We start from the raw sequence: 22,187 nt of genomic DNA, 5'->3' as shown, positions 1-22,187 counted from the left end.
TCAGTGGATGCTGCGAGGACCAAGGTCCGCACTCGGCGTGCCGGCTGGGGGGGCTGAGTCGGCCCCGCCCCCAGCCTGCTGCCTCGCCCGCTTCTGCCAACGGATCTCCGGCGCACACTAGGGTGGCGCGGTTCACCGAAGAAACCATGCCCCCGCGCCGATGTCTGCGATGAGCAGACGCGACGCGGGGTGCAGGCGTCAGCGTGCGATCGAGGAGCCGAAGTCCGGGTATCCGCTGGTCGGCAGACCGATGGTGGCTGCTCCGAAGCTGACCGCGCCGGTGGTGGTGAGCTTCGGGGCGCGTCCCTTGAGGGACCACAGGGCGCCATCGCCGTTCTCTCCGGAGGCGCCGATGGCGAGATCGGCCTTGCGGTCGCCGTTGGTGTCTTTCAAAGCCAGGGCGACTCCGAAGTAGTCGGCCACCTCGGCCGCTCCGGGGACACCTGCTGAGTCCTGGTTGTACCCGTACGCGGACGCGGTGGCGAGACCCCCGGCAGATCCGGGGATCACTGTCACCGAGCCCGTGCCTTCTGCCGAGCCGATCGACTCGGCGGGGGCGCCCACGGCGAGGTCGGCCCTGTTGTCCCCGTCGATGTCGTCGAGCGCCACTGCGGAACCGAAGAAGTCCTCGGCCTCCGATGCGCCGGGGATGCCGGCCGTGTCCTGTGTGATCGTCACGGGAGGGCGAGAGGTGTCACGACCACTCGATGTGCCGTAGGTCAGGGTGACGTTGCCGCCCAGGCTGGTGCCCGGCATCCAGGAATGCGGGTCGCGGGGGTGGCCGGTCACGATATCGGCGTAGCCGTCGCCGTCCACGTCTGCGACCGCTGCCGTGGCGCCGTGCGACACGTCGCCCGCGTACGTCCGCCGGGCGGGTTCGAGCGGGGACAGGTAGAGGGCCTGCTTGAAGTAGTCCTTGGTGTCATTGTTGTCACCACCGATCACGAGGTCGTCAGTGCCGTCGCCATTGACGTCACCCGACGCCAGCGACTCGATTCCGGTGGAGCTTTTCGTCATGGACGTGACTTCGAAGCCGTTGCGGCCACCGAGTTGGCTGGTCTTGACTGTTCCTCCGCGGTAGAAGAAGACGTAGTTGTCCTGGCTCTGGCCGACCGCGAGGTCGTGGCGGCCGTCTCCGTCGAAGTCTCCGCCGGTGAGCACCTTTCCGAAGCCCGCCGGGTAGTCGAGCGCAGGTATCTCCAGAGCAGTGCCGCCGGACAGTCCCCCGCTCCCACCCCACAGCACGGTGACGGCCCCGCTGTTCTCACCCGAGCCCAGACCGGCGGTGGTGTCCTCGTGGGGAGCGCCGACGGCCAGGTCCGCAAAGCCGTCACTGTTGTAATCGCCTGCTGCGGTGACGGCACCGAAGTAGTCGTCCTTCTCGGACGCACCGGGAACGCCGTTCGAACTTTGAGTGACCACCTGCGTCTTGGCGCTCTGGAGTCCGCCGGCCGAACCGTAGGTGATCACTACCGCTCCGGCCGCACCATGCCCTCCGACCTCGGTACCCGGTGCAGATACGGCGTGATCGCGAAACCCGTCGCCATTGAAGTCGTCGGCGTACCTCGAGGAGGCAGCGTTCGAGGGAGCAGCAGCCAGCGTCAGTAGACCACCGGTCAGCGCGGCGGCCGAGGCGGTGGCTACGACGGTTCCGAAGCGTTTATGCACGTGACTCTCCTGCAGCATGAAGGATGCCGTGGGGACATCCCACTCAATAGGGGGCCGCTTTCCTCCGGATCCCGTGGTGCGCGCGGGATCCGAGGCCGTCGGCGCACAGAAGACCCATGACCCGGTGAAAGGGTTGTACGAACTATGCAGCAGGGGCCGTCTTCAAAGCGATCTTGCCAAGCGTAGGAGCGACGCAGGCTGACCGCTGCTTCGTAGGAAGCGGTGGCCTTCTCATACCTGGTTGCGATGCCGCGGAAGGCCTTGAGCCGGTCCTTCGACGGTGTTGCGCGGTAGGTGAAAGCCCGATGGCCGGCCGCCTCGCCGGCCACGGTTGCGCCGGTGTGTCTCCGCGTCATGCCCCCTCATCGTCCGCCGCTGCGGGCGCTCAGCGTATTCAACCGGCGAACCTGCCCGGTCACAGCACGAGGTGTGGTCCCGGGTACCGCGGGTAGCGGGGGCTGGCCCCACCCCCGATCGGCTGGACAGCCGGATGGCCCGGTGGATCCCGTGTCGGCGACGGTGGGGCGGTATCCAGCAAGTCGCCTACAGAGAAGGCAAGATCGTGCGCATCGTCACGGCCACCGCCGTCGCCCTGGCCCTCGTCGGCGCAGCCGCGCCGGCTACCGCCCACCAGCCGGCCACCGACGGAGTCTGGCGCACCGACGGCTACGGCACCGTGCTGTCCATCCGGAACGGAACCCTCCGGGAGTACCAGACCACAGCCGTCAGCTGCATCGCGGGCGACACCGCACAGCGGACTGGCCCCGGCGCCTACACCACGCCCGGACGCACCGTCCTCACTGTGCGCACCCGCGGGGACCGCGACCGCGCTTCCGTACGGCTGGACGGCGACGTCGGCGAACGGAACCTGCGCCGGATGACGGAACTGCCCGACGCCTGCAAGCGTTCCGCCCCCGGGGGCCCGCTCGCCTCCTTCGACGTCTTCTGGCAGTCCTTCGAGGAGAACTACCCCTTCTTCGCTGCCAAGGGCGTCGACTGGCACGCCGTACGTGACCGGTACCGGCCCACGGTCCACGAAGGGACGACCCCGGGCGAACTCTTCGCCGTCTTCAGCAAGATGGTCGAGCCGCTCCACGACGCCCACGTCGCCGTCTGGGACGTCGACGGCGACGGCGACGGTGACCCCGACCGGGCCTTCGCGCAGGTCCGCCCAGGCACCGTCCGGCCCGACGGGGAGCTCGACGCCAAGGTCAAGAAGTTCGTCGTGGAGCGCGACCTCAAGAACGCCCGGAACCTCCAGGACTTCGCCGCCGGGCGGATCACCTACGCCGATCTCCCCGGCGGGCAGGGCTACCTGCGGATCTCCGGCTTCGGCGGCTACGCGGGCCGCGGGGCCTCCTACGCCGCCGAGCTGGCCGAGCTCGACAAGGCGCTGGATACGGTCCTCGGCCAGGAGCGCACCTGGCACCTGAAGGGCCTGGTCATCGACCTGCGGATCAACGGCGGCGGCTCCGACGCCATGGGGCTCCACATCGCCGGGCGGCTGACCGACACCCCCTACCTCGCCTACTCCAAGCGGGCCCGCAACGATCCCGCGGACCCCACGCGGCACACGCGCCCCCAGCCTCTGTACGTCACGCCCGCCCAGGGCCCCCGCTACACCGGACCGGTCGCCGTGCTGACCGGCGGCTCGACCGTCAGCGCGGGAGAGACTTTCACCCAGGCCCTCATGGACCGGCCCGGCCGGACCGTGCGGATCGGGCAGCCCACGCAGGGCGTCTTCTCGGACGTCATGGTGCGCAAGCTCCCCAACGGCATGTCGGTCTGGCTGCCGAACGAGGAGCTGCTGACCCGGTCGGGCAGGACGTTCGACGGCGCGGGGCATCCCGCCGCACCTCACCGAGCCGGTCTTCACCGCAGAGGAGTTCGACCAGAACAAGGACTCGGCCTTCGACCGGGCCGTGAAGGTCCTGCGGACTAGGACGGCGCGGGACTAGGACGCATCCTTCCGCAGACGCCCCGGCCCGCCGGCCTGGAGTTGTCGTGAAAGTGTCACGCCACATCAGGAGCGATGCGAGGGTGACGGCTGCTTGGTAGGACAGCACGGTGACCGCTCGGACGAGTGATCGCCGTAGGCGGGCTGCCTGCTTCCGGTCGCGTCGGTGCGGCCGAGGCCCTAGATCTGGAGGGCGGCCCAGGGCCCGCTGACAGGACCGGACCCTGCGGGCTGCTGCCCCTGCCGGGGCCCGCGCTACCCCGAGCGCGCGGGCCCCGGCCAACCCCACACGCACCCGCGCCCCGGCGTCCTGCGATCATCGACCCATCCCCGAGCGAGCGACATGAACTAGGGAGCGTCATGGCCTGGGCCTACGCGGAACTTGCAAAGGAAGCCAGCAGGCGAGGCGGCCCTCTCGCGTTGCGGTGCTTCTACACCGGTCGAGGCGTCATCATTGGCGGCGTGGTCGCCAGTGCCGCTATCGCCGGGACCCTGGCCCACGACAAGCGGAGCAAGCGCCGCGCCGCTGCTGCTGCCGCCGAGGCCGCGCCCGCGGCCACTGGAGCGCCGGCGCCCGGCGACGCCACGGAGCCCAGGCGCAGCTGACTCCGGCCCGGGTCGGGCGTGCCTCATTCCTCATCGGTCTGCTCGTCCTCCGGCTGGGGAAGTGGGGGTCTCTCCCCGCGACCACGCGGCAGCTACTTGGTGGCTTCGCTGGTGCGCGCGGTGAGCTGGGAGAGGCTGGGTAGGCCCAGGAAGACGCGGGACTGCTTCTTCTCCGCTGGGCTTCGATCTGGGCGATCTTGTCGCAGGGAAGGCTCGATGGCGGGGTGTCAGGTGAGCCAGTCTGGGGGGATGAGCGCGTTGCGTGTGCCGTCGTTTTCGGGCCTCCAGTTGTCGATCACGGCGTCTTGGAACCAGTCGTCGGGGAGATTGGCGTGGTCGCAGACGATGATCTGAAGTTTCCCCTCGTTGAGTTCCGTGACGTCGTGGAGGAGCCGGAAGTATTCGGTGACGGTGGACCAGTCGGCGTCCGGAACAGTGGACGCGTCACGGGGCTTGGATGGGAAGAATGCCTGTGTGGGTTGGTCGAGCGCGAGGAAGCTCGGAACAGGCCTGTGGTGGCGGCGTAGGTAGGTGTGCAGGGCTAGGTGGGCCACGAGGTGGTAGCCGATGTAGTTCTTGGCGCTGCCCACGCGTTCCTGCGCCAGTCGTCCCTGGGGGCGCCGGATGACCACTTTCAGGCTGTTGAAGCTGATGCCTGCCGTTCGGAGCTGTGGACTGTCCGAGCTGAAGTCGGCGCGCCCATGGGGTCATGTCAGCCGCGATATCCGCGAGACGGCGCTCCGTCTCGGCGGGCACGTCGTCATTGGCCGTGCGTTCTTCGAGCACGCTCACGACTTCTTGCGCGGATGCCAGCGCGTTGCGCAGCTGACCGACGTCGTCGGTGGGCCTGCGGTCATGAGCCAGGGTCTGTGCCTTGCGCCCTTGGAGGTGCGCTGCTCGCAGGTGCTGTTCTTGCAGGCGAGTCATGTTTCGTCGCTCGCCATCAGCTCCTTCATGAGCGCGCCGTTCGTCTTCAGCCGCTCGACGAGGCTGTCACGCTGCGCTTGCAGGGCCTGGCGATGCTCTTGGCGGACGGGTTGAACTCCGGCGGCTTGTTCCAGTTCCTCCGAGAGCCGGTCCGTCAGCCTCACGATGTCCCGGACTGACGGGTCCGGGTGTTCGGAGGCTGGGTGCCCATGGGGCAGACGTCGGTGTCGTGATCCCGTTCAGGCCCCAGAAGGGGTGAGTGTCTTGAGCCGGTCGACCTGACAGTGGAGCTCTCCTGAGAAGTCGAAGCTTCTGCGCTGCCAACGGTCGACGGTGGCCAGGGCGGCATCGAATTCCTGAGGCTGTGCCCGCAGCGTCCGACGCTCCTCATTCAGCTCTTGACGGCGGTCACCGACGTCGGAGCTGATCGGGGCGAGGGGCGGTACGGTGAGCGCTTTTCGAAGCAAAGCGTGCACCGTGTCGGCGTCGAGGGCTGCGGGAACGTCCCGGAGAAGCCCTTCACTCTGCGCGAGTCTCAGCAAGGCGATGCCGTTGGTGTCCAAGACCTCGCGCTGTCGCAGAGCGGCGTCCAGCTTGCGCTGCGCGGCGCGTACCTCGCGTCTGGCGTCGCCGAGACGGTGCTGCCGAAGAGCTTGCTCGGGGCCGGCAGCACCGAGGAAGTAGGGCAGGGTGTCTTTGATGGCCTGCGCCATGCCGTTCTCGGTCTGGCGGTGGAACAGGGCATGGGAGGCTGCGATCTCGTCCTGGTTCTGGAAGCAGAAGAGTGCGGGGTCGGCCGTGCCCGGGGGCGCTGCACCGGTCCCTCGAGGACGAAGGGCACTTCGCTGCCGGCGGAGGGCCGTCCTGACAGCGGCCGGAGTCTAACGGCTCCCTGCGGCTCACCCACCTCGTCGGATCTGCTGCCAGGAGGGCCAAAAACAGGAGATGGCAGGACGAAGGTCTACAAGGCCGAGTACGTTCGACTCGGCCCGCTGGCTGCCGGACGGCATCGGGGTTACGCCGGCCGTCTCTCGCCCTCGCGACAGGAGTCGTTGCCCCATGACCTACCGGTTCAACCCGCCGCCCACCTGGCCCGCCCCGCCGGAGGGGTGGAGCCCGCCACCGGGCTGGGAACCGGATCCCGCATGGCCCACACCCCCAGGCTGGCAGATCTGGATCCCGGAAGGGGCCGTGCCGCAGCCGAGCGCACCCGTTCCTCAGCAGTCCCCCTACGGTCCCCAGGCGACGGTCCCGGCCACAGGTGGGGGTCTGTTCGGCCGGCGCCGTAAGCAAGCGGAGTCCGAGGCGGCGCGTCTTGCGGGCGAGCTGGCGCTGATGGAAACACGGGTACGCGGACTACAGGAAGACAACCGTCACCTGACGGAGCAATTGAGTCGTCTCATCGGAGCCGACAGCGCTCAGATAGCCGCCGAGCAGCAGCGACTGCGCCGCGCGCATGAGGAGAAGCTCCAAGAGATCGGACGGATCGACGCTCTCCTCGACGAGAAGATAGAGCACGCCGCCGAGAGCGCCGCGCAGTCCCTGGTTGACGTGCGCCGACAAGCCGACGACATAGCTCGCCAGACGGCGGAGGCCGAACAGCGCCTCACGGCCGCGTGCCGGGATCTGGTGCTCACCGATGAGACGCGGATGCTGCAAGAGGCCGGCATTTACGAGTACCGCCATCCGCTCGCCGACGCGCTCGCCTACAAGGACCGGCTCGACAGTCTCAAGGCCCGCTACAAGCAGTTGGCGAGGGACGATCGGGCAGTGCTCGGGAACCAGTACTGGATGGTGGACGGCTCAGCTGCCAAGGGCCGCAAGATGGTCCGTGACTTCTCCAAGCTGATGCTGCGCGCGTACAACGCCGAGGCGGACAACGCAGTGCGCGGCATGAAGCCGCACCGGCTCGACTCGCTGATCGACCGGCTCGGCAAGACGCGGGAGTCGATCGCCCGGCTCGGCGCCACCATGCAGATCCGCATCGGCGATGACTACCACCAGCTGCGGGTCGAGGAGTTGGAGCTGACGGCGGACTACCTGGTGAGGAAGGAGACCGAGCGGGAGGAGCAGCGAGAGCTACGAGCCCAGCAGCGCGAGGAGGAGCGCCTGCAGCGCGAGATCGAGCGCGAGCGGCAGCGGCTGGAGAAGGAACGCAGCCACTACGAGGGCGCCCTGCGCCGCCTGCGCTCCGGCACCGGCGATGAGGCCGCCATCGCCGAACTTGAAGGAAAGCTCGCCGAGTTGGTTGCCGAACTGGAGACGGTCGAGGCCCGCGAGGCCAACATCCGGGCCGGATACGTCTACGTCATCTCCAACGTCGGAGCGTTCGGCGAACGCATGGTCAAGATCGGTATGACCCGGCGCCTCGATCCCATGGACCGCGTCATCGAACTCGGGGACGCGTCCGTCCCCTTCCGCTTCGACGTACACGCCCTGATCTTCAGTGAGGACGCCGTCGGCCTGGAACGCCGCCTGCACCAGGAGTTCGAGTCCCGCCGCGTCAACCGGGTAAACCTACGCCGGGAGTTCTTCTACGTCACACCGGCAGACGTACGCGCCGCCCTGCAGCGGCTCGCCGGACAGCACCTCCTGGAGTTCCAGGACACGCCCGAGGCTCCTGAATGGAGGGCCAGCCAGACCGCTGCCGGGCGGTGACGGGCTCGACTCAGTCAACCTCGTCGGGTGCGTCCAGACGGCAGGCGGCGCCATCCAGACTGATCCAGGTGACCTTGGAGGTACTTCCCGCCGCGAGGTGAGCGGTCACTTCTCCGGTTGGGGTGATCGCGAGCCACACGGACACCTACACCTGGCTGATGCCCCAGTTCGAGCAGGAGACCGCCGACGCCCCCGTGCGGTTGGTAGAAAACCCCGTAACCAGGACGTCGCCTAGCGGTGGTTTGTTGACGGCGGGTCAGCGTTGGGGTAGGCCGGTAGAGAGGAAAGTCGCCTCGCTGCCTGGGGGTTGTGATGACCCGTCGTCTGCCGTGCCCGCCGGCTCCTGGCCCGCTGGAAGCCTACGCCGCACGCTTCGATGACAGCTCTCCACGCTGGCCCAGCGACGCGGGTTCCGTGAGTACCTCGCCGGGCTGCTGCTGCCGCGGGACCGCAACAAGACCCTGACCTGCCTGGCCGGCGCCGAGCCCGTGGCCGGATCCCAGCACCCGGCGGTGCAGCGGCTGCAGTTCTTCCTCTCCGAGTCGACCTGGGACCACGAGCAGATCAACGCCCGCCGGGTGGAACTGCTGCTCGCCGACCCGGCGACCGAGCCGCACGCGGGCGGGGTACTGGTGATAGACGACTCGGGTGACCGCAAGGACGGGACCGCGACCGCGCATGTCGGGCGGCAGTGGCTGGGCCGACTGGGCAAGACCGACAACGGCATCGTCACCGTGACGACCTGCTGGGCCGACGAGAGCCTCTACTACCCGCTCCACGCGGTGCCCTACAGCCCCGCCCGTCACTTCCCCGCCGGCAAGAGCGACCCCGGCTTCCGCACGAAACTGCAGATCGCAGCCGAACTTGCCCGCACCGCCAAGACGGCCGGGGTGGCCTTCCGGGCCGTGGCCGCCGACTGCGCCTACGGCGACCAGGACGGCTTCCGCCGGCAACTCGGCGAGGCGGGTCTGCCGTTCGTCATGGCCCTCAAGCCGAGCCACGGCACGTGGGCCTACGGCAAGGATGCCTACACCCCCGTCGACGCCGCACGCGCCCTGACCTGGACCAATCCCGAGCATCCCGGGGACTGGACCGCGGTTGAGCGGACTTTTCGGGACGGGCACACCGAGACCTGGTGGGCCGCCGACGCCCACCTCGGCTGGTGGGGTCCGGACGGAAACGTCCGCCTGGTCGTGGCCACCACCGACCCGGCCATCCTGCCCGCGCAGGCAACTTGGTACCTGGCCACCGACCTGCCCCGCCCCGGCGGCCCCCGTGAGGCCGACAACCCTCATCCCGCCGCTGACCTGCACGAAGTCGTGCGGATCTACGGCATCCGGCACTGGATCGAGCAGAGCTACAAACAGGTCAAGGACGAACTAGGCTGGGCCGATTTCCAGGTCCGTTCCGACACCGCCATCCGCCGCCACCAGACACTGGTCACCTGCGCGTTCTCGTTCTGCTGGGACACCTGGTTCGCTCATCCGCCGGACCGGGAACCCGCCCCCGTCCCTGCGCTCCCGCCCGCCCCGACGCCGCCGGGACCGGCTGAGAGGGGGCCCAAGCAGACCCCACCAGCCCCAACCGGCCAGCTGGCCCAAGGCAATCCGAGCCGTCCGCGCCTGGCTCGCTCCCTGGACCAACCTCCAGCGATGCTGGCGCGCCTGGACGAATGCACCCCCACCGCCCGAACTCCAAGCACTGATCAACGCCGTCGGCGCAGGCCACCCACTTGACCTCTACATCCCCGTCTAACAAACCACCGCTAGACCCACGCGCTCGACGGCGGCGGACACGGTTTCCATCAGGTTGTCCGACCGGCCCGCGTCGGCGTTCGGCCAGAGCCCCAGGTCGTCACCCGCGAAGATGAGGACGCAGCCCAGCTTCTGGGCCGCCCGGCGCCATCCGGGCGGCAGCGTCAGACGCAGCGGGTGCAGGAACGGCGCGCTCAGACGGGGTGAGTGCGCGCTCAGCAGGCTCTCTCCCGACCGGGCCTCCACGGAGCGTGGCCGCGGTTGTCGGAGCTCCGTGGAGGCCCGGTCGGCGTGTGATGGAGGCTGCCCTCGGCCTCAGGACTGTCCTCGGGCCTAGACGACTGCCCCCGTCCCCCTCTCCTTCTTCCTCCGCGCCTCCAACGGGCTGTACCCGTTAGGGACTTCCTTCGCGGCGCGGTGGCCCCGTGCCGGTGGTGGTGGCGGGTTGCGGTGTTCCAGGGCGATCGCGATCGGGACTGCGGTGAAGATGGTCGAGGCGATGCCGACCAGGACGCCCGCGATCAGCGCCACGGAGAAGTCCGCCAGCGAGTCGCCGCCCAGTACCGCCAGTGCGGTCAGGATGAGCAGGGCTCCCATGCCTGTGTTCACCGTGCGCGGGAGTGTCTGGACCACCGCGTGGTTGGCCGTTTTCTCCAGGTTGCCTCGTGGGTCTCGGCGGCGCGCTTCGCGGACGCGGTCGAAGACGACCACCGTGTCGTTCACGGAGTAGCCGATCACCGTGAGCAGCGCCGCCAGGAAGACGCTGTCCACCGGCCTGCCCAGCCAGGCGAACAGGCCCACCACGAGGAGGACGTCGTGGACCATCGCAGAGACTGCCGCTGCCGCCAGGGTCCAGCGGAACCGCACGCTGAGGTAGATCAGTTGGGCGGCCACCGCGATGCCCAGGGCTAGGAGCGCCTTCTGGCGCAGTTCGCTGCCGAGGCTCGGGCCGGTCTGTTCGTCACGCTCCACCGTGACGGTTCCGCCGGGCTTCTCCAAGGCCGCCTTGACGCGCTGCTGTTCGTCGTCGGTGAGCTTCTCCGTGCGTACGGTGATGTCGCCGTCGCCGGACTCCTGCACCACCGCGCGCGGGAACCCCGCGTCGGACACGGCGTTCCGGGCCGTGTCCGCGTCGACGGACCTGCTGGTGCTGTACTCGACGAGGCGGCCGCCGGTGAACTCCACGCCGAAGTCCAGGCCGCGGATGAAGATTCCTGCGACGGCCACCGCTACCAGGAGTGCGCTCGCGCCGAGCCAGCGGCGACGGTGGCGGACCAGGTTCGGGTTGCGGCGGGACAGCCATGTGCGGACTTGGCCCGTCGAGGCGATGCCTGTCAGACCGGGGCGCTTGCGTACGAAGCTGCGGGCGACGGCGAAGTCCGCGAGCGCGCGGGTGATCACGAGCGCCGTGAGCATCGATGCCAGGACGCCGATGCACAGGGTGACCCCGAAGCCCTTGACCGGGCCCGTGGCGAAGAAGAACAGCAATCCCGCGGCGAGCAGCGTCGTCACGTTCGAGTCGATCACCGCGCTCCATGCCTTCGCGAAGCCGGTCTTCACCGGCTTCGCCAAGTCCTTGGAACGGACGCCCAGGTACTCCTCCCTGGCGCGTTCGAAGACCAGGACGTTCGCGTCCACCGCCATGCCGATCGCCAGGACGAACCCGGCGAGCCCCGGCAGCGTGAGCGTCGCGCCGAGCGCCACCAGAGCGGCGTACGAGATGAGGCCGTACAGCGCGAGGGCCAAGGCGGCGAGCGCGCCAAGGAGCCGGTAGACGACGGTGATGAACAGTGCGGTCAGGGCGATGCCGATGAGCGCGGCCTTGGTGCTCGCCTCGATTGCGTCGGCGCCGAGCGTCGGGCCGACCGTGCGCTGCTCCACGATGTCGAGGGGCACCGGCAGCGCGCCGCCCTTCACGAGCGCCGCCAGGTCGCGCGCCTCGGCCCGGCCGAAGTCGCCGCTGATCTGCGTGGAGCCGCCGGTGATACCGGTCCCGCACACCACGTCCGCGTTGACGCCGGGCGCCGAGATGATCTTGTTGTCGAGGGTGATGACGACGCGGCGTTCCGGAGCGCCCTGAGGCGCGCAGGCCGCGTCCGAGGTGATCTTCGCCCAGGTGTCGCCCGCGCTCTTGCGGAAGTCGAGGGAGACCATCCAGCCGTTGAGCGACTGCTGGTCCAGGACCGCCTCGGCGTCCTTGACCCCCTCGCCGGTGAGGGCGGTGGGGCCCAGCTTCAGGTGGTTGCCCGGCTGGTCCGGGTCGGGCAGGGTGCGCGATCCGTCGGCTTCGGGCTTCGCGGAGCCCTTGTCGGCCGTCGCCCCCGTCACCGGGTGGACCGTGAGCTGTGCGGTGCGGCCGATGACCTCGGCGGCCTTGCGTGGGTCCTGCACTCCGGGCAGTTCGACGATGATCCGTTTCTCGCCGGAGCGGGCGATGCCGGGTTCGGAGACGCCGAGGGCGTCGACGCGCTGCCTGAGGACCTCCAGAGCGCGGTCGGTGGATGCGGCGTCGGCCTTGACGGTGGGTGAGTCCCGGGTCTCCAGGACGATCTGGGTGCCGCCGCGCAGATCGAGGCCGAGGCGGGCGGATTGGGTGAGGGCGATGTAGAGGGACAGCGCGACGGCCGCCAGTGCGACGATCGCCCTCCACAAGGGTGGGCGGGACAAGGGTGCGCGAGACATGCGTACTCCACGATGAGGGCAGGACGGAGGGACGCGTGACCGGCCCTGCGCGGTGTGCGCCGGGTCAGAAGGGTCAGGCGTCGATGACGGTCTGCGTGCTCATCGGTGGGGCGGGCCGCGCGGGGCGGCGGACTCGGCCGGCCTGCGCGGCGGCGCGAGTGCGGTGGCGGGGCCCGTGTCGGGCCCGCCCAGGGCGCGGCGCGGGGCCGTGTCGACGGCCGTACGCGCGGGGCCCGCAGGCTGCGGGCCCGGGATGTGGGCGTCAGGTCGGTGCGTGACCGCGACATGCAGCGCCGGGACGTCGTCCGGTCCTGCCCCTTGTCCGGCGTGCGCCGCCACCGTGTGGTGGGCGAGCGGCCTGTCGGCGGGCATGGGCATGCCCTGCGCCCCGGCCATCGGGACGAACAGCGCGAGGACGGTGACGACCAGGGTCAGCGCGGATGCGGCCAGGCGCGCGGAGCGGCTCTGTTGCGGCACGCGCCCCCATCCCTTCGGTGCTCGTCGGGTGCGCACGGCGTGGCCCCGCCCTGCTGAACGTATGGGGTGCCCGGTCCGTTCCGTGTTCCTCGGCAGTTCTTCGATTGCCGAAGAACTTCAGCAACAGCGCGAAACCCAGCCGGTTCGCCGCCCCAGACTTGCGCCGAGCTGAAAGCTGCGGCCAGGGCTGTCCTCGCAGATGCGGCCACCCAGTGGGAGGAGTGCGGCACATGGGTGTCGGACGGTCCAGCCACGCTCATGGACTCCGCCGAAGCCCTCTCCCGGCGGCGGGATGCCCGCCCAGGCATCGGTCCCGCTACCCGCCAGCCGCTGGAGGGTCCATGCCACCCACACCAAGGCGGACGAGGACAACTGGGTCGGCCTGGTCCAGATTCTGCCCATCGAATCTTGAAACCGCCCATACCTCGGTGTCCGACCACGGTCGTGTCGCGCCGCGCAGCCGCACGCGTGAGGGTGGGGGCAGGTGCACCACGGGTGAGCTCATTGCTCACCGGCAGCTTCGGGCAGCTCACGGTGACGGCCGCGGCTGTCTCCCCGGGTCCTCAGGCGGAGTCGGCGAGTCGCCGTCCTGCTCACGACCTCGACGACAACGGCCAAGCCCACTGCTTGGGGCACTGGCGGTGGGAGGCATCTCTACGATCAGCGGAAGGGACTGTTGTCAGCCTGTGGGACCGAACATTGACTACAAGGCGTTGTTTGCGGCCACGCCCAGTCCATACCTGGTGCTGGACCCGGATCTGGTGATCGTCGGCGTCAACGACGCTTACCTGCGCGCCACCGGTCGCAGCATGCAGGACTTGGTCGGCCAGTACCTGTTCGATGCCTTTCCGGACAATCCGGCGGATGCGGGCGCCGACGGGGTATGGCACCTGGGCGCCTCGCTGCACCGGGTCCTGCAGTCGAGGGAGCCGGACACGATGGCGGTGCAGAAGTACGACATCCCCGTCCCCTCCCGACCGGGGGTGTTCGAGGAGCGGTGGTGGTCGCCGATCAACACCCCCGTTCTCGGGCCGGACGGGCAGGTGGCGTGGATCATCCACCGGGTGGAGGACGTGACCGAGTTCGTCCGCTCCCGCCCGCCCAGCCCGACTGTAGGGCCGCTGGGTAGGCGGGAGGTGATGGAGGCTGAACTGTACGCGCGGGCGCGGGAGCTGCAGCGGCTGAACGAGGAACTGCGCCAGGCGCACGCCCGGGAACGCGAGGTTGCCGTCGCGTTGCAGGAGGCCATGCTGCACTCGCCCGACTTGGACCGGCACCGGAACGTCGCGGTGCGCTACCTGCCCGCGGTTGGGTCGCTGAACGTGTGCGGCGACTGGTACGACGTTGTGGATCTGACCGACGACTCCTTCGGCGTCGCGGTCGGCGACGTCGTCGGTCACGGTCTGGAGGCCGCCGCCGTCATGGGGATGCTCCGCAGCGCGCTGAGCGCCGCCGTCCGGGCCTCGCATGACCCGGCCAAGTCGCTGGAGGTCCTCGGCCTGTACGCGCGCTCGGTCGAAGGCGCGGTGGCCACCACCGCCGTCAATGCCGTGATCGACACCCGCCATCAGCGGATCGCCTACAGCAGCGCCGGTCACCTCCCACCCGTCCTGGTGCACGCCGACGGCACCTGCGACCTGCTGGACCAGGCCACTGACCCTCCGCTGGGCGCCCGCCCCGAACACGTCCCCCGTCCCCAGGCGACCCTGTCCTACACCCCCGGTGACATCCTCGTCCTGTACACCGACGGGCTCATCGAACGCCGCGATGAGGACATCGACGTCGGCCTGCAACGGCTCACCGACGCCCTCTGCGATCATGTCCGCTTGAGCCCCGACCGCCTCGCCGACGCCCTGCTGGCCCGCCTCGGTGTGGCCGGCGGCGCCCTCGACGACATCGCACTGATCGTCGTGCGCCTCTGACAGCGCGCCGAGGCCGCCAGGTCAATCCTGAAGGTCCTGGCGCAACCGCTGCCGCTGCATGACATCGATCACCTGGCGTAACTCAAGTGGCACAACAGGCTCAACAGAATCCGCCAACCCGACCCGTCACCCACTCCTCTCTCCGCAATCCTCAGTCGACCGAGTGAGGATTGCGGAGAGAGGGCGGATTTCGCCGAGGCTCCTTAACCGCCGGGACCTTCAGCGAGGAGTTCAGCCACGCCCGGGCGACGGGCTGCCCTCGGCCACCCACGTCTCCTGTTGCGGGGCAGCCGCCCCGTGACGATGCAGAGCCTGGAGGGCGCAGGGCAGCAGCCGGACATTGGTCGCTGTTTGGCCAGACACCTGGCCAGTATCGGCCGTCGGCGTCTGACGGCGAGTGGGGTGGAGCTTTCACACCCGCGCGTTCCACTCCCACGGCGGGGCAGACCGACGCCCGCTGGCGGGCGCGCGCCGGTTCCCGCTGGAGGGGCGGACTGTCAGATGCGCCAGGTACGGATGCGGTCAGCTGCCTGGTAGACGCTGGTCTTGCCGGCCTGGATGTCGCGGACCAGGTCGACCATGGCGCCGTACGGGGCATCGATGCCTTCCCCGGATGCGTGCATGTAGGCGGCGGTGACCTGGCAGGCGTACAGGCTGTTGCGGTACGGCAGCGGCTGGAGGCGGACCAGGGTGTGCAGCAGGGCGGCGCCGCGCCAGGCGGGGTCGGGTTCGGCGGTGGCCGGTCGGGGGATGCGGGTCTTGTGGCGGGCGACGGCGGCGACGAGGGCGGAGTAGTCGGCGACGCTCAGGTCTTCGGGGACGACTTGGTCCTGGACGTCCAGGAGCCAGGGGACGTCGATGTAGAGCACCATCAGGCGGCTTCGGCTCCCCGCTGGGCTTCTGTGGGGGGCATCTCGTCGGGGAAGGCGTCGTCGAACTCGGCGCGATGCGTCTCGCTCCAGGAGACGGCGTAGCGGACGAACTGCAGGCGCTGCTGCTCCCGCAGAGGCAGGTCGTGGACGAACTGCTTGAGGGACTTGCCCTCGGCGGCCGCGGCAGCGCGGACCGCTTCGAGTTCCTCGTCGGTGAAAGTGATGTTCAAGGACGGCATACCGTGATGGTACCTACTAGGTACCTGATGCGGCCAGGAGTCGGGCAGGGTGCCGTTCATCCAAGTCAGGCGCGGCCCGGCGGCTCGGGGAAAGGCGGGGGCCACGTCGGTCCAGTCACGTCGAAAAGCGCGGCCACGCGACGTTCGTGCTCCGTGTCGAACCGGCCGCTGCGGTGCTCGGTGCGGGGCTTGGCGGACCAGGGGCCGGTCTTGACGGTGTCGCCGTCCACGGTGATCGTCTCGCGGGCGCCTGTGCCATACGTATAGGCGGGTGATCCGCGATTGAGCGGGGTTCCGGTCTGATCAGGCGGCCCCGGACTCTCCGGGAGGTACGGGAACGGATGGAATACGCCCGGCGCAGTGGCGAAACAGTCGCCAAGGCACTTGTGCGACGTGACGTGCCCTGGCCATGACCTCGAACGCTCAACCGGCCAACTCGGACGCTCAGCTGGGCAGGGCCGATCCCTGGTGAGACCGTGCGGGTGACGGCCGCCACGCCGTGACACAGCGACCGGAAGACTGGCGGGTCAGACCGGGTTCAATAGGCTCACCATGGCATCACCCGGATCTTTTGCTCCGGAGGTCTTGTGGCGCGGCGAAGTGACCGCTCCGGGCTGAGCCACGCCAGTCTCGGTCGCGCACCAGTATCAGCGGAGAACATCAGTAGCCGAGTAGAGGTGGTGTCCAGCAGTGGACCAGCGGGTGACGGTGCTCAGCGAGAGCCGGGATGATCCGTTTGCTCTGCACCTGGCCGCCTCGGCGGTGCTCGACGACCGCGGAGCCGTGGTCGGATGGAGCCAGCGGGCGCGGGAGCTGCTCGGCTACCCGGAGACAGCGGTGATAGGCCGTCCGGCGCTCGAAGTCCTGATCGATCCCCGCGACCTGCCGGCCGCAAAGGACGCCGCGGCGACGTGCAGGAGAGCCGGAGGCTGGTTCGGCGTACTGGCTGTGCGGCATTGCAGCGGACGGCTCGTGGAGATGGGGTTCAGGGCACGTGCGCTCCTGCGCGAAGGCGATGTCCGCGAGTGGTTCCTTGTCGGGGCTCCGGCGGCGGAGATCCTCGAGTGGCAGAGGGACCGCGCGGTTCTCGACGGGCTGTTCCGCCGGTGCCCGATCGGCCTTGTCGTGCACAGCCCCGACATGACAGTTCTCCGTGTCAACCGGTCAATCGAACGGTTCACCGGCGTTCCGGCCGCGTCATTCAAAGGAATGCCCACCGGCGCGTTGCTGGTTGCCGAGGACGCGCGCAAGGCCGTGGACCGGGTGCGCCAGGTGATGCAGACGGGGAAATCACTGTTCTTCACCGAGCAGTACACCCGCCTGGAGCAGGATCCGGCACGGGAGCGGGCAGCGTCCGTCTCGGCCTTCCGGCTGGAGGACCCGGGCGGGCGGGTCCTGGGAGTGGCGGAGACCGTCGAGGATGTCACCGAACGCCATCGGGCCCGGCTTCGGCTGGCGCTCATCGCCCAAGCCGGCACCCGCATCGGAACCACGCTCGATGTGGGAGAGACGGCTTGGGAGCTCGCTGATGTGATGGTCCCTCACCTGGCCGACCACGTATCGGTGGACGTGGCGCAACCCGTGACGCGGGGCGAGGAGCCGGCGCAGGGCTCGGAGGAGCCTGTCGTACGGGTGGCGGTGAGCAGCGCACTGGCCCTGCAGCCCGAACTGCTCCACCCGGGTGGGGAGCCGCTCGAGTTCGCACCCGGCACCCCACAAGCAAGGTGCCTGGCCGACGGGCGGGCCGTATTGGAATCGGTTCTTCCGCCTGACTGGTTGTCCAGGGAACCGCGCCAGGGTGACCACGCTCCCGACTTGGGTGTTCATTCCCTGATCGTGGTACCCCTGGCGGCACGGGGCCTGGTGCTGGGCACGATGAGCCTGTGGCGCTCGCGGCGCCCTGACCCGTTCGAAGCAGACGACCTCACACTGGCCCTGGAGATCGCCTCGCGCGCCGCCGTGTGCATCGACAACGCCCGGCGCTACACCCAGCAGCAACGGACCGCGCTCACCCTGCAACGAAGCCTGCTTCCGACGGCAGTTCCCCACCAAATGGCCGTCGAAGTGGCCCGCCGCTACCTCCCCGCCAGAGCGGCCTCGGGGCTGGGTGGCGACTGGTTCGATGTCATCCCCCTGTCCGGGGCCAGGGTCGCGCTCGTCGTCGGCGACGTGGTCGGCCACGGCCTCCACGCCGCAGCCACCATGGGCCGACTACGTACCGCCGTGCAGACCCTTGCCAGCCTGGATCTGGAACCGGACGAGGTTCTCTCCCGCCTGGACGACCTGGTCAACCTGCTGGCAGCCGAGCAAGAAGCAGTCGGTGAGCGGCCCGTGGGCGAGCAGGTCATCGGCGCCACCTGCCTGTACATCGTATACGACCCGGTCTCCCGGCTGTGCTCCGCGGCCCGCGCCGGCCACCCGCCACCGGCGGTGACCACCCCCGACGGACAGGTGAGCCTGCTCGACCTGCCCGCCGGCCCACCGCTCGGCCTGGGCGGCCTGCCGTTCGAGGCCCGGGACATCGAACTGGCCGAGGGAAGCCTGCTCAGCCTGTACACCAACGGACTCATCAGTGAACGGCACGTCGACCTCGACGCGGCTCTGGCACGGCTGTGCGCGGGGCTCAGCCGCCCCGCCGACCCCCTGGAACAGACATGTCAGGCGGTGATCGACTCCCTCGTACCCGCGCACCCCGCCGACGACATCGCCCTGCTCATCGCCCGCACACGGGTGCTCCCACCGCAGAACGTCGCCTCCTGGCGACTTCCGCTGGACGCGACCTCCGCCGCCCAGGCGAGGGCACTGACGACGGCCCAGCTGACCGAATGGGGCCTGGATCAACTCACCTTCACCACCGAGCTCATCGCCAGCGAGTTGGTCACCAACGCCTACCGGTACGCCAGTGGCCCCATGACCCTGCGGCTCATCCGTGAACGATCTCTGATCTGTGAGGTCACCGACACCAGTCACACGTCACCGCACCTGCGCCGGGCACGCACCACTGACGAGGGGGGACGTGGCCTGCTCCTGGTGGCCCAGCTGACCGAGCGCTGGGGCACGCGCTATACCCGCGAGGGGAAGACCGTCTGGACCGAACAGCCACTGCTGGGGCTGTAAATCGTCCGACACCGGTACGCCACGGCGCCGGACGTCGATCGTTGCCGGCAGTCCTCCCTCCGCCGCTTCGAGTTCGAGCACACGTTCCGCCTGTTCAAGCAGACCGCATGGCATCGAGTTCGGGGCAGTGGACCAGGACGGCCTTGAGCCGAAGGTGGTCGATTTCTGGGAGGGGGTCTCGGGGCGTTGGAGGATCCAGCCGACGACGACGCGGGGTGACGGCGGCCGAGCCGTGATCGGGTTGGGAGAAGTCCGCTTCTCCCGGAAGTAGGCGCCGCGAGGCTCTGCTGCCTGGGAAACGTCCAGTGGCGCATCCGTACCCGGAAGGTGGACCTTTGCGGAGACTGCGGGAGGGGCGTACATGGGCTGACCTGCGACGGCTCGGCGCCCTGACGTTGGCAAGCCCTCTATTGGGTCTTGCTCCGCACCCGCCGTCCGCCGGCCTGGCGGCCGTCCGGACCGGCGGACGGGGCAACGTCACGCAGGGACGCCGAGCGGCGGGTGCTCGAGCACGCGGGGCTTGTACTCGACCAGCTGAATGCGGCCGTCGAAGGTGCGGTGCTCGATCATCTCGAGGGCAACGTCCGGATAGCCGTCGTAGATGCGTTCTTCGCCCGTGGCCCCGGTGATCACCGGGAACATCACGACCCGGAAGCGGTCGACGAGTCCGGCTCGTAGCAGGGACCGGCACAGGCTGAGGCTGCCGATAGTGTTGAGGAGCCCGGAGCCACTCGACTTCATGGCGCGGACCGTTTCGATGGCGTCGTCGCGGACGAGCGTGGAGTTGGCCCACGTCAGTGGCTCCTCGAGTGAGGAGGAGAACACCACCTTGGACGCTTGCGTGAGTTCGGCGACGGACGCCTCTTCTTCGGGCCTGAACTCGTCTTGGCCATTGGGGACGTGGCCTGCAGCGAAGCCCGACATGAGGCGGTAGGTGTTCGCTCCCATCAGGTAGGTGGCTTCGGGCTGCTCGCCGAGCCATGCGAGGTACTCCGGGCCCTCGAGGCCCCAGAACCCGGGCCATCCCACTCCGGATGCGTGGCCGTCGAGGGAGGTGATGAAGTCGACGAGAAGCTCCGACATGGCGGTGTCCCTATGAATGTGAGGCGGTCCGGGAGGACCGTGTGGCTGATGGCGGGTTGTCGTTTGTGACTCGAAAGGAATGGCCGCCCGGTCCTCCGGGACGCTCCGACCACTACTCACGAGCTTGGACTGGCTGGCCAGCCACAAACTCATCGGCCGCGCTGTGGAGCAGCGAGAAACCCATGACGCTGCAGCCGAACAGCTCGGCGGGGCGCCACCCGCGGACGGCCCGGGCCAACCGTCACGCTCAGCCGGGCCGAGTGCAACGCTCAGCGGCCAACTGAAACGCTCAGTCACAACAACCGATTACGCACAGGTCCCGGCCCTGGCGACTGGCTCTGTTCGAATTTAGTTCGATACATTGATTTCAGGTCAGGATGGCTGAAAAGTGGGGGAGGGTTGGAGGTGAGCTGTGGGTACTGGAGTGCACCTCCATGTCGCCAGCGGCTACTCCGCCCGCTACGGCGCCTCCCATCCGCATGCTCTCGTGGCCCGGGCGGCTGAGCGTGGCATCGGTACGCTGGCGCTCACCGACCGTGACACCGTCACCGGTGTGGTGAGGTTCGCGAAGGCTGCCATGGCTGCCGGTGTGCGCCCCGTCTTCGGGGTCGACCTGGCCGTCGCCGCCCACGCACCAACGAATGTTGGTCCTCGGCGCCGGACCCCCGTACGCGGTGGGGCTCACGTGGAGCAGGCGCCGCTTCGGGCAACGTTTCTCGCGCAGAGCGCTGCCGGGTGGGGGAGGCTGTGCCGGTTGGTGTCCGCCGCGCACGCCGACAGCTTTGCCGCCGGCAGGCCGCCTACGGCGTCCTGGGAGACGATCACCAGGTACGGGGGAGAGGGGCTGACGGCCCTTCTCGGCCCCGCCTCGGAGCCGGTGAGGGCGCTGTCCGCCGGCCGGCCCGACGTCGCCGAGCGGCGCCTGGCTCCTTGGCGCGAGGTCGTCGGGGACGCGCTGCGGCTGGAGGTCGTGTGCTGGGGTTTGTCTGGTCTCGGTCCGGGATCGGTGCGCCTGGCCGCGCACACCCTCTCGCTGGCAGACCGGCTCGGTGTGACGGCGGTGCTGTCCAACGCGGTCCGCTACGCCGACCCGGCGCAGCACCGGATCGCGGACGTGCTGGACGCGGCCCGCCTGCTGCGCCCGATCGACCGACGCCGGCTGGACTGGGGCGAGCGCTGGCTCAAGGGCCCCGCCGACATGATCACGATAGCCCAGCGGATGACCGCGGCCGCCGGCTCGCCTCCGCGCCGGGCGGAGCGGCTGATCGCCGACACGGTCGCGACCGCAGACGCATGCGTCCTGGACCCCGCACGCGACCTCGGGCTCGGAGGGCCGCACTTTCCCGAGGCCACTGTGGTGGGCGCGCAGTCCGGTCCAGGAGGGGCGATGCGGCTGCTGCGCCAGCGGTGCGAGGCCGGGATGGTCGCCCGCGGCCTGGACCTGGACGAGCGTGCGATGAACCAACTCGACTACGAGCTCGGCATCATCGGCCGTCTCGGGTTCGAGGCGTACTTTCTCGCCGTTGCGCAGGTCGTCGCCGACATCCGGGACATGGGCATTCGAGTCGCCGCCCGGGGCTCCGGCGCAGGCTCCATGGTCAACCACTCCCTCTTCGTCGCTGCAGCCAACCCGCTCGAACACTCGCTGCTCTTCGAGAGGTTCCTCAGCGAGCGGCGCGCCTCCCTGCCGGACATCGACGTTGATGTCGAGTCCGCCCGAAGGCTGGAGGTCTACGACCGCATCATCGAGCGCTTCGGGAAAGAGCGGGTCGCCGTTACCGGCATGCCCGAGACCTACCGTGCCCGCCACGCCCTGCGCGACGCAGGCTTGGCTTTGGGGGTTGCCCCGCAGGTCGTCGACCGGATCGCGAAGTCGTTCCCGCACCTGCCCGCCTGCGACATCCGCGGCGCACTCGCCGAACTCCCCGAGCTGAAGCCGCTCGCCGCCGAGGCGGCCTCCTACGGGCCGCTGTGGGAGCTGGCGGAAGGGCTGGACAAACTGCCGCGCGGAATCGCGATGCACCCCTGCGGTGTCATCCTCTCCAACTCCACGCTGCTCGACCGGCTGCCGGTGCAGCCGACACAGGGCGGCCAGTACCCGATGGTCCAGGCGGACAAGGAGGACGCGGCTTCTCTGGGGGTCGATGCTGTTGCCGTGGGTTCTGTCTCACGTTGATGCTGCTCAGCGACCTAGTAGGTGAGTTTATGCATCACAACACCTGTGG

The 22,187-nt window shown here is 69.3% G+C and carries 17 protein-coding genes and 4 pseudogenes; 9 read left to right on the top strand and 12 right to left on the bottom strand.

What is annotated here, in order from left to right; all coding sequences use genetic code 11:
• Window positions 1-198 precede the first annotated feature (198 nt).
• Window positions 199-1,668 carry an FG-GAP-like repeat-containing protein gene (locus ACWIHY_RS31375; RefSeq protein ID WP_454379453.1) on the bottom strand — a complete coding sequence of 490 codons (1,470 nt, stop codon included), beginning with the start codon at window positions 1,666-1,668 and terminating at the stop codon, window positions 199-201.
• Window positions 1,669-2,230: 562 nt separating this feature from the next.
• Here ACWIHY_RS31375 and ACWIHY_RS31370 point away from each other — a divergent pair.
• Window positions 2,231-3,626 (top strand): annotated as a pseudogene (locus tag ACWIHY_RS31370) (S41 family peptidase).
• A gap of 461 nt (window positions 3,627-4,087) precedes the next feature.
• Window positions 4,088-4,231 carry a hypothetical protein gene (locus ACWIHY_RS31365; RefSeq protein WP_454379451.1) on the top strand — a complete coding sequence of 48 codons (144 nt, stop codon included), beginning with the start codon at window positions 4,088-4,090 and terminating at the stop codon, window positions 4,229-4,231.
• 227 nt (window positions 4,232-4,458) lie between these two features.
• Here the strand turns inward: ACWIHY_RS31365 and ACWIHY_RS31360 are convergent, their stop codons facing one another.
• From ACWIHY_RS31360 to ACWIHY_RS31345, 4 genes are all read right to left on the bottom strand, one after another.
• Window positions 4,459-4,869 (bottom strand): DUF3732 domain-containing protein, encoded by a 411-nt coding sequence (locus tag ACWIHY_RS31360; protein ID WP_454379517.1) that lies wholly within the window; start codon window positions 4,867-4,869, stop codon window positions 4,459-4,461.
• A gap of 285 nt (window positions 4,870-5,154) precedes the next feature.
• Complete coding sequence (locus ACWIHY_RS31355; protein WP_454379450.1) at window positions 5,155-5,322, bottom strand: hypothetical protein; 168 nt, start codon at window positions 5,320-5,322, stop codon at window positions 5,155-5,157.
• A 75-nt stretch (window positions 5,323-5,397) separates the two neighbouring features.
• A complete protein-coding gene (locus ACWIHY_RS31350; RefSeq protein ID WP_454379448.1) occupies window positions 5,398-5,871 on the bottom strand; it encodes a hypothetical protein in 474 nt (157 codons plus the stop codon).
• Window positions 5,872-6,514: 643 nt separating this feature from the next.
• A complete protein-coding gene (locus tag ACWIHY_RS31345; RefSeq protein WP_240509186.1) occupies window positions 6,515-6,817 on the bottom strand; it encodes a hypothetical protein in 303 nt (100 codons plus the stop codon).
• Between ACWIHY_RS31345 and ACWIHY_RS31340 the strand changes: the two genes are divergently transcribed.
• Complete coding sequence (locus ACWIHY_RS31340) at window positions 6,809-7,816, top strand: DUF4041 domain-containing protein (protein WP_454379446.1); 1,008 nt, start codon at window positions 6,809-6,811, stop codon at window positions 7,814-7,816. The two genes, ACWIHY_RS31345 and ACWIHY_RS31340, sit on opposite strands and share 9 nt — an antisense overlap.
• A 312-nt stretch (window positions 7,817-8,128) precedes the next feature.
• Window positions 8,129-9,552: pseudogene (locus tag ACWIHY_RS31335) on the top strand (IS701 family transposase).
• A gap of 15 nt (window positions 9,553-9,567) precedes the next feature.
• On the opposite strand, the gene ACWIHY_RS31330 reads toward ACWIHY_RS31335, so the two are convergent.
• The 3 genes from ACWIHY_RS31330 to ACWIHY_RS31320 form a co-directional block, all read right to left on the bottom strand.
• The gene (locus ACWIHY_RS31330) at window positions 9,568-9,816 is read right to left on the bottom strand and encodes a hypothetical protein (protein WP_454379444.1); all 249 of its coding nucleotides are present in this window, start codon (window positions 9,814-9,816) and stop codon (window positions 9,568-9,570) included.
• Window positions 9,817-9,903: 87 nt separating this feature from the next.
• Window positions 9,904-12,252 (bottom strand): protein translocase subunit SecD, encoded by a 2,349-nt coding sequence (gene secD, locus ACWIHY_RS31325; protein ID WP_454379443.1) that lies wholly within the window; start codon window positions 12,250-12,252, stop codon window positions 9,904-9,906.
• A gap of 99 nt (window positions 12,253-12,351) precedes the next feature.
• Window positions 12,352-12,729, bottom strand: a complete 378-nt coding sequence (locus ACWIHY_RS31320; protein ID WP_454379441.1) for a hypothetical protein — start codon at window positions 12,727-12,729, stop codon at window positions 12,352-12,354.
• 66 nt (window positions 12,730-12,795) lie between these two features.
• On the opposite strand from ACWIHY_RS31320, the gene ACWIHY_RS31315 reads away from it, so the two are divergent.
• A complete protein-coding gene (locus ACWIHY_RS31315; protein ID WP_454379439.1) occupies window positions 12,796-13,494 on the top strand; it encodes an Imm21 family immunity protein in 699 nt (232 codons plus the stop codon).
• Complete coding sequence (locus ACWIHY_RS31310; protein WP_454379438.1) at window positions 13,416-14,651, top strand: PP2C family protein-serine/threonine phosphatase; 1,236 nt, start codon at window positions 13,416-13,418, stop codon at window positions 14,649-14,651. The genes ACWIHY_RS31315 and ACWIHY_RS31310 overlap by 79 nt, the downstream gene beginning before the upstream one ends.
• 497 nt (window positions 14,652-15,148) lie before the next feature.
• Here ACWIHY_RS31310 and ACWIHY_RS31305 read toward each other — a convergent pair whose 3' ends face one another.
• The 3 genes from ACWIHY_RS31305 to ACWIHY_RS31295 all read right to left on the bottom strand — a co-directional run bounded on the left by ACWIHY_RS31305 (window position 15,149) and on the right by ACWIHY_RS31295 (window position 15,992).
• Window positions 15,149-15,523 carry a toxin Doc gene (locus ACWIHY_RS31305; protein ID WP_454379436.1) on the bottom strand — a complete coding sequence of 125 codons (375 nt, stop codon included), beginning with the start codon at window positions 15,521-15,523 and terminating at the stop codon, window positions 15,149-15,151.
• Window positions 15,523-15,762, bottom strand: a complete 240-nt coding sequence (locus ACWIHY_RS31300; RefSeq protein ID WP_454379435.1) for a hypothetical protein — start codon at window positions 15,760-15,762, stop codon at window positions 15,523-15,525. Before ACWIHY_RS31300 ends, ACWIHY_RS31305 begins: the two co-directional genes overlap by 1 nt.
• Before the next feature lie 65 nt (window positions 15,763-15,827).
• Window positions 15,828-15,992 carry a hypothetical protein gene (locus ACWIHY_RS31295; RefSeq protein ID WP_454379434.1) on the bottom strand — a complete coding sequence of 55 codons (165 nt, stop codon included), beginning with the start codon at window positions 15,990-15,992 and terminating at the stop codon, window positions 15,828-15,830.
• Window positions 15,993-16,070: 78 nt separating this feature from the next.
• Between ACWIHY_RS31295 and ACWIHY_RS31290 the strand changes: the two are divergent.
• Window positions 16,071-16,175: pseudogene (locus ACWIHY_RS31290) on the top strand (deoxyxylulose-5-phosphate synthase); the annotation flags it as partial.
• Window positions 16,176-16,452: 277 nt separating this feature from the next.
• Window positions 16,453-18,879, top strand: a complete 2,427-nt coding sequence (locus tag ACWIHY_RS31285; RefSeq protein ID WP_454379432.1) for a SpoIIE family protein phosphatase — start codon at window positions 16,453-16,455, stop codon at window positions 18,877-18,879.
• 477 nt (window positions 18,880-19,356) lie between these two features.
• On the opposite strand, the gene ACWIHY_RS31280 is transcribed toward ACWIHY_RS31285, so the two are convergent.
• The gene (locus tag ACWIHY_RS31280) at window positions 19,357-19,962 is read right to left on the bottom strand and encodes a dihydrofolate reductase family protein (protein ID WP_454379430.1); all 606 of its coding nucleotides are present in this window, start codon (window positions 19,960-19,962) and stop codon (window positions 19,357-19,359) included.
• 412 nt (window positions 19,963-20,374) lie between these two features.
• Between ACWIHY_RS31280 and ACWIHY_RS31275 the strand changes: the two are divergent.
• Window positions 20,375-22,105 (top strand): annotated as a pseudogene (locus ACWIHY_RS31275) (PHP domain-containing protein); the annotation flags it as partial.
• Window positions 22,106-22,187 lie beyond the last annotated feature (82 nt).

Source organism: Streptomyces sp. NPDC055287, assembly GCF_053646035.1.
Note: the sequence above shows the minus strand (reverse complement) of the source record. Positions and strands in the feature narration are given on the sequence as shown.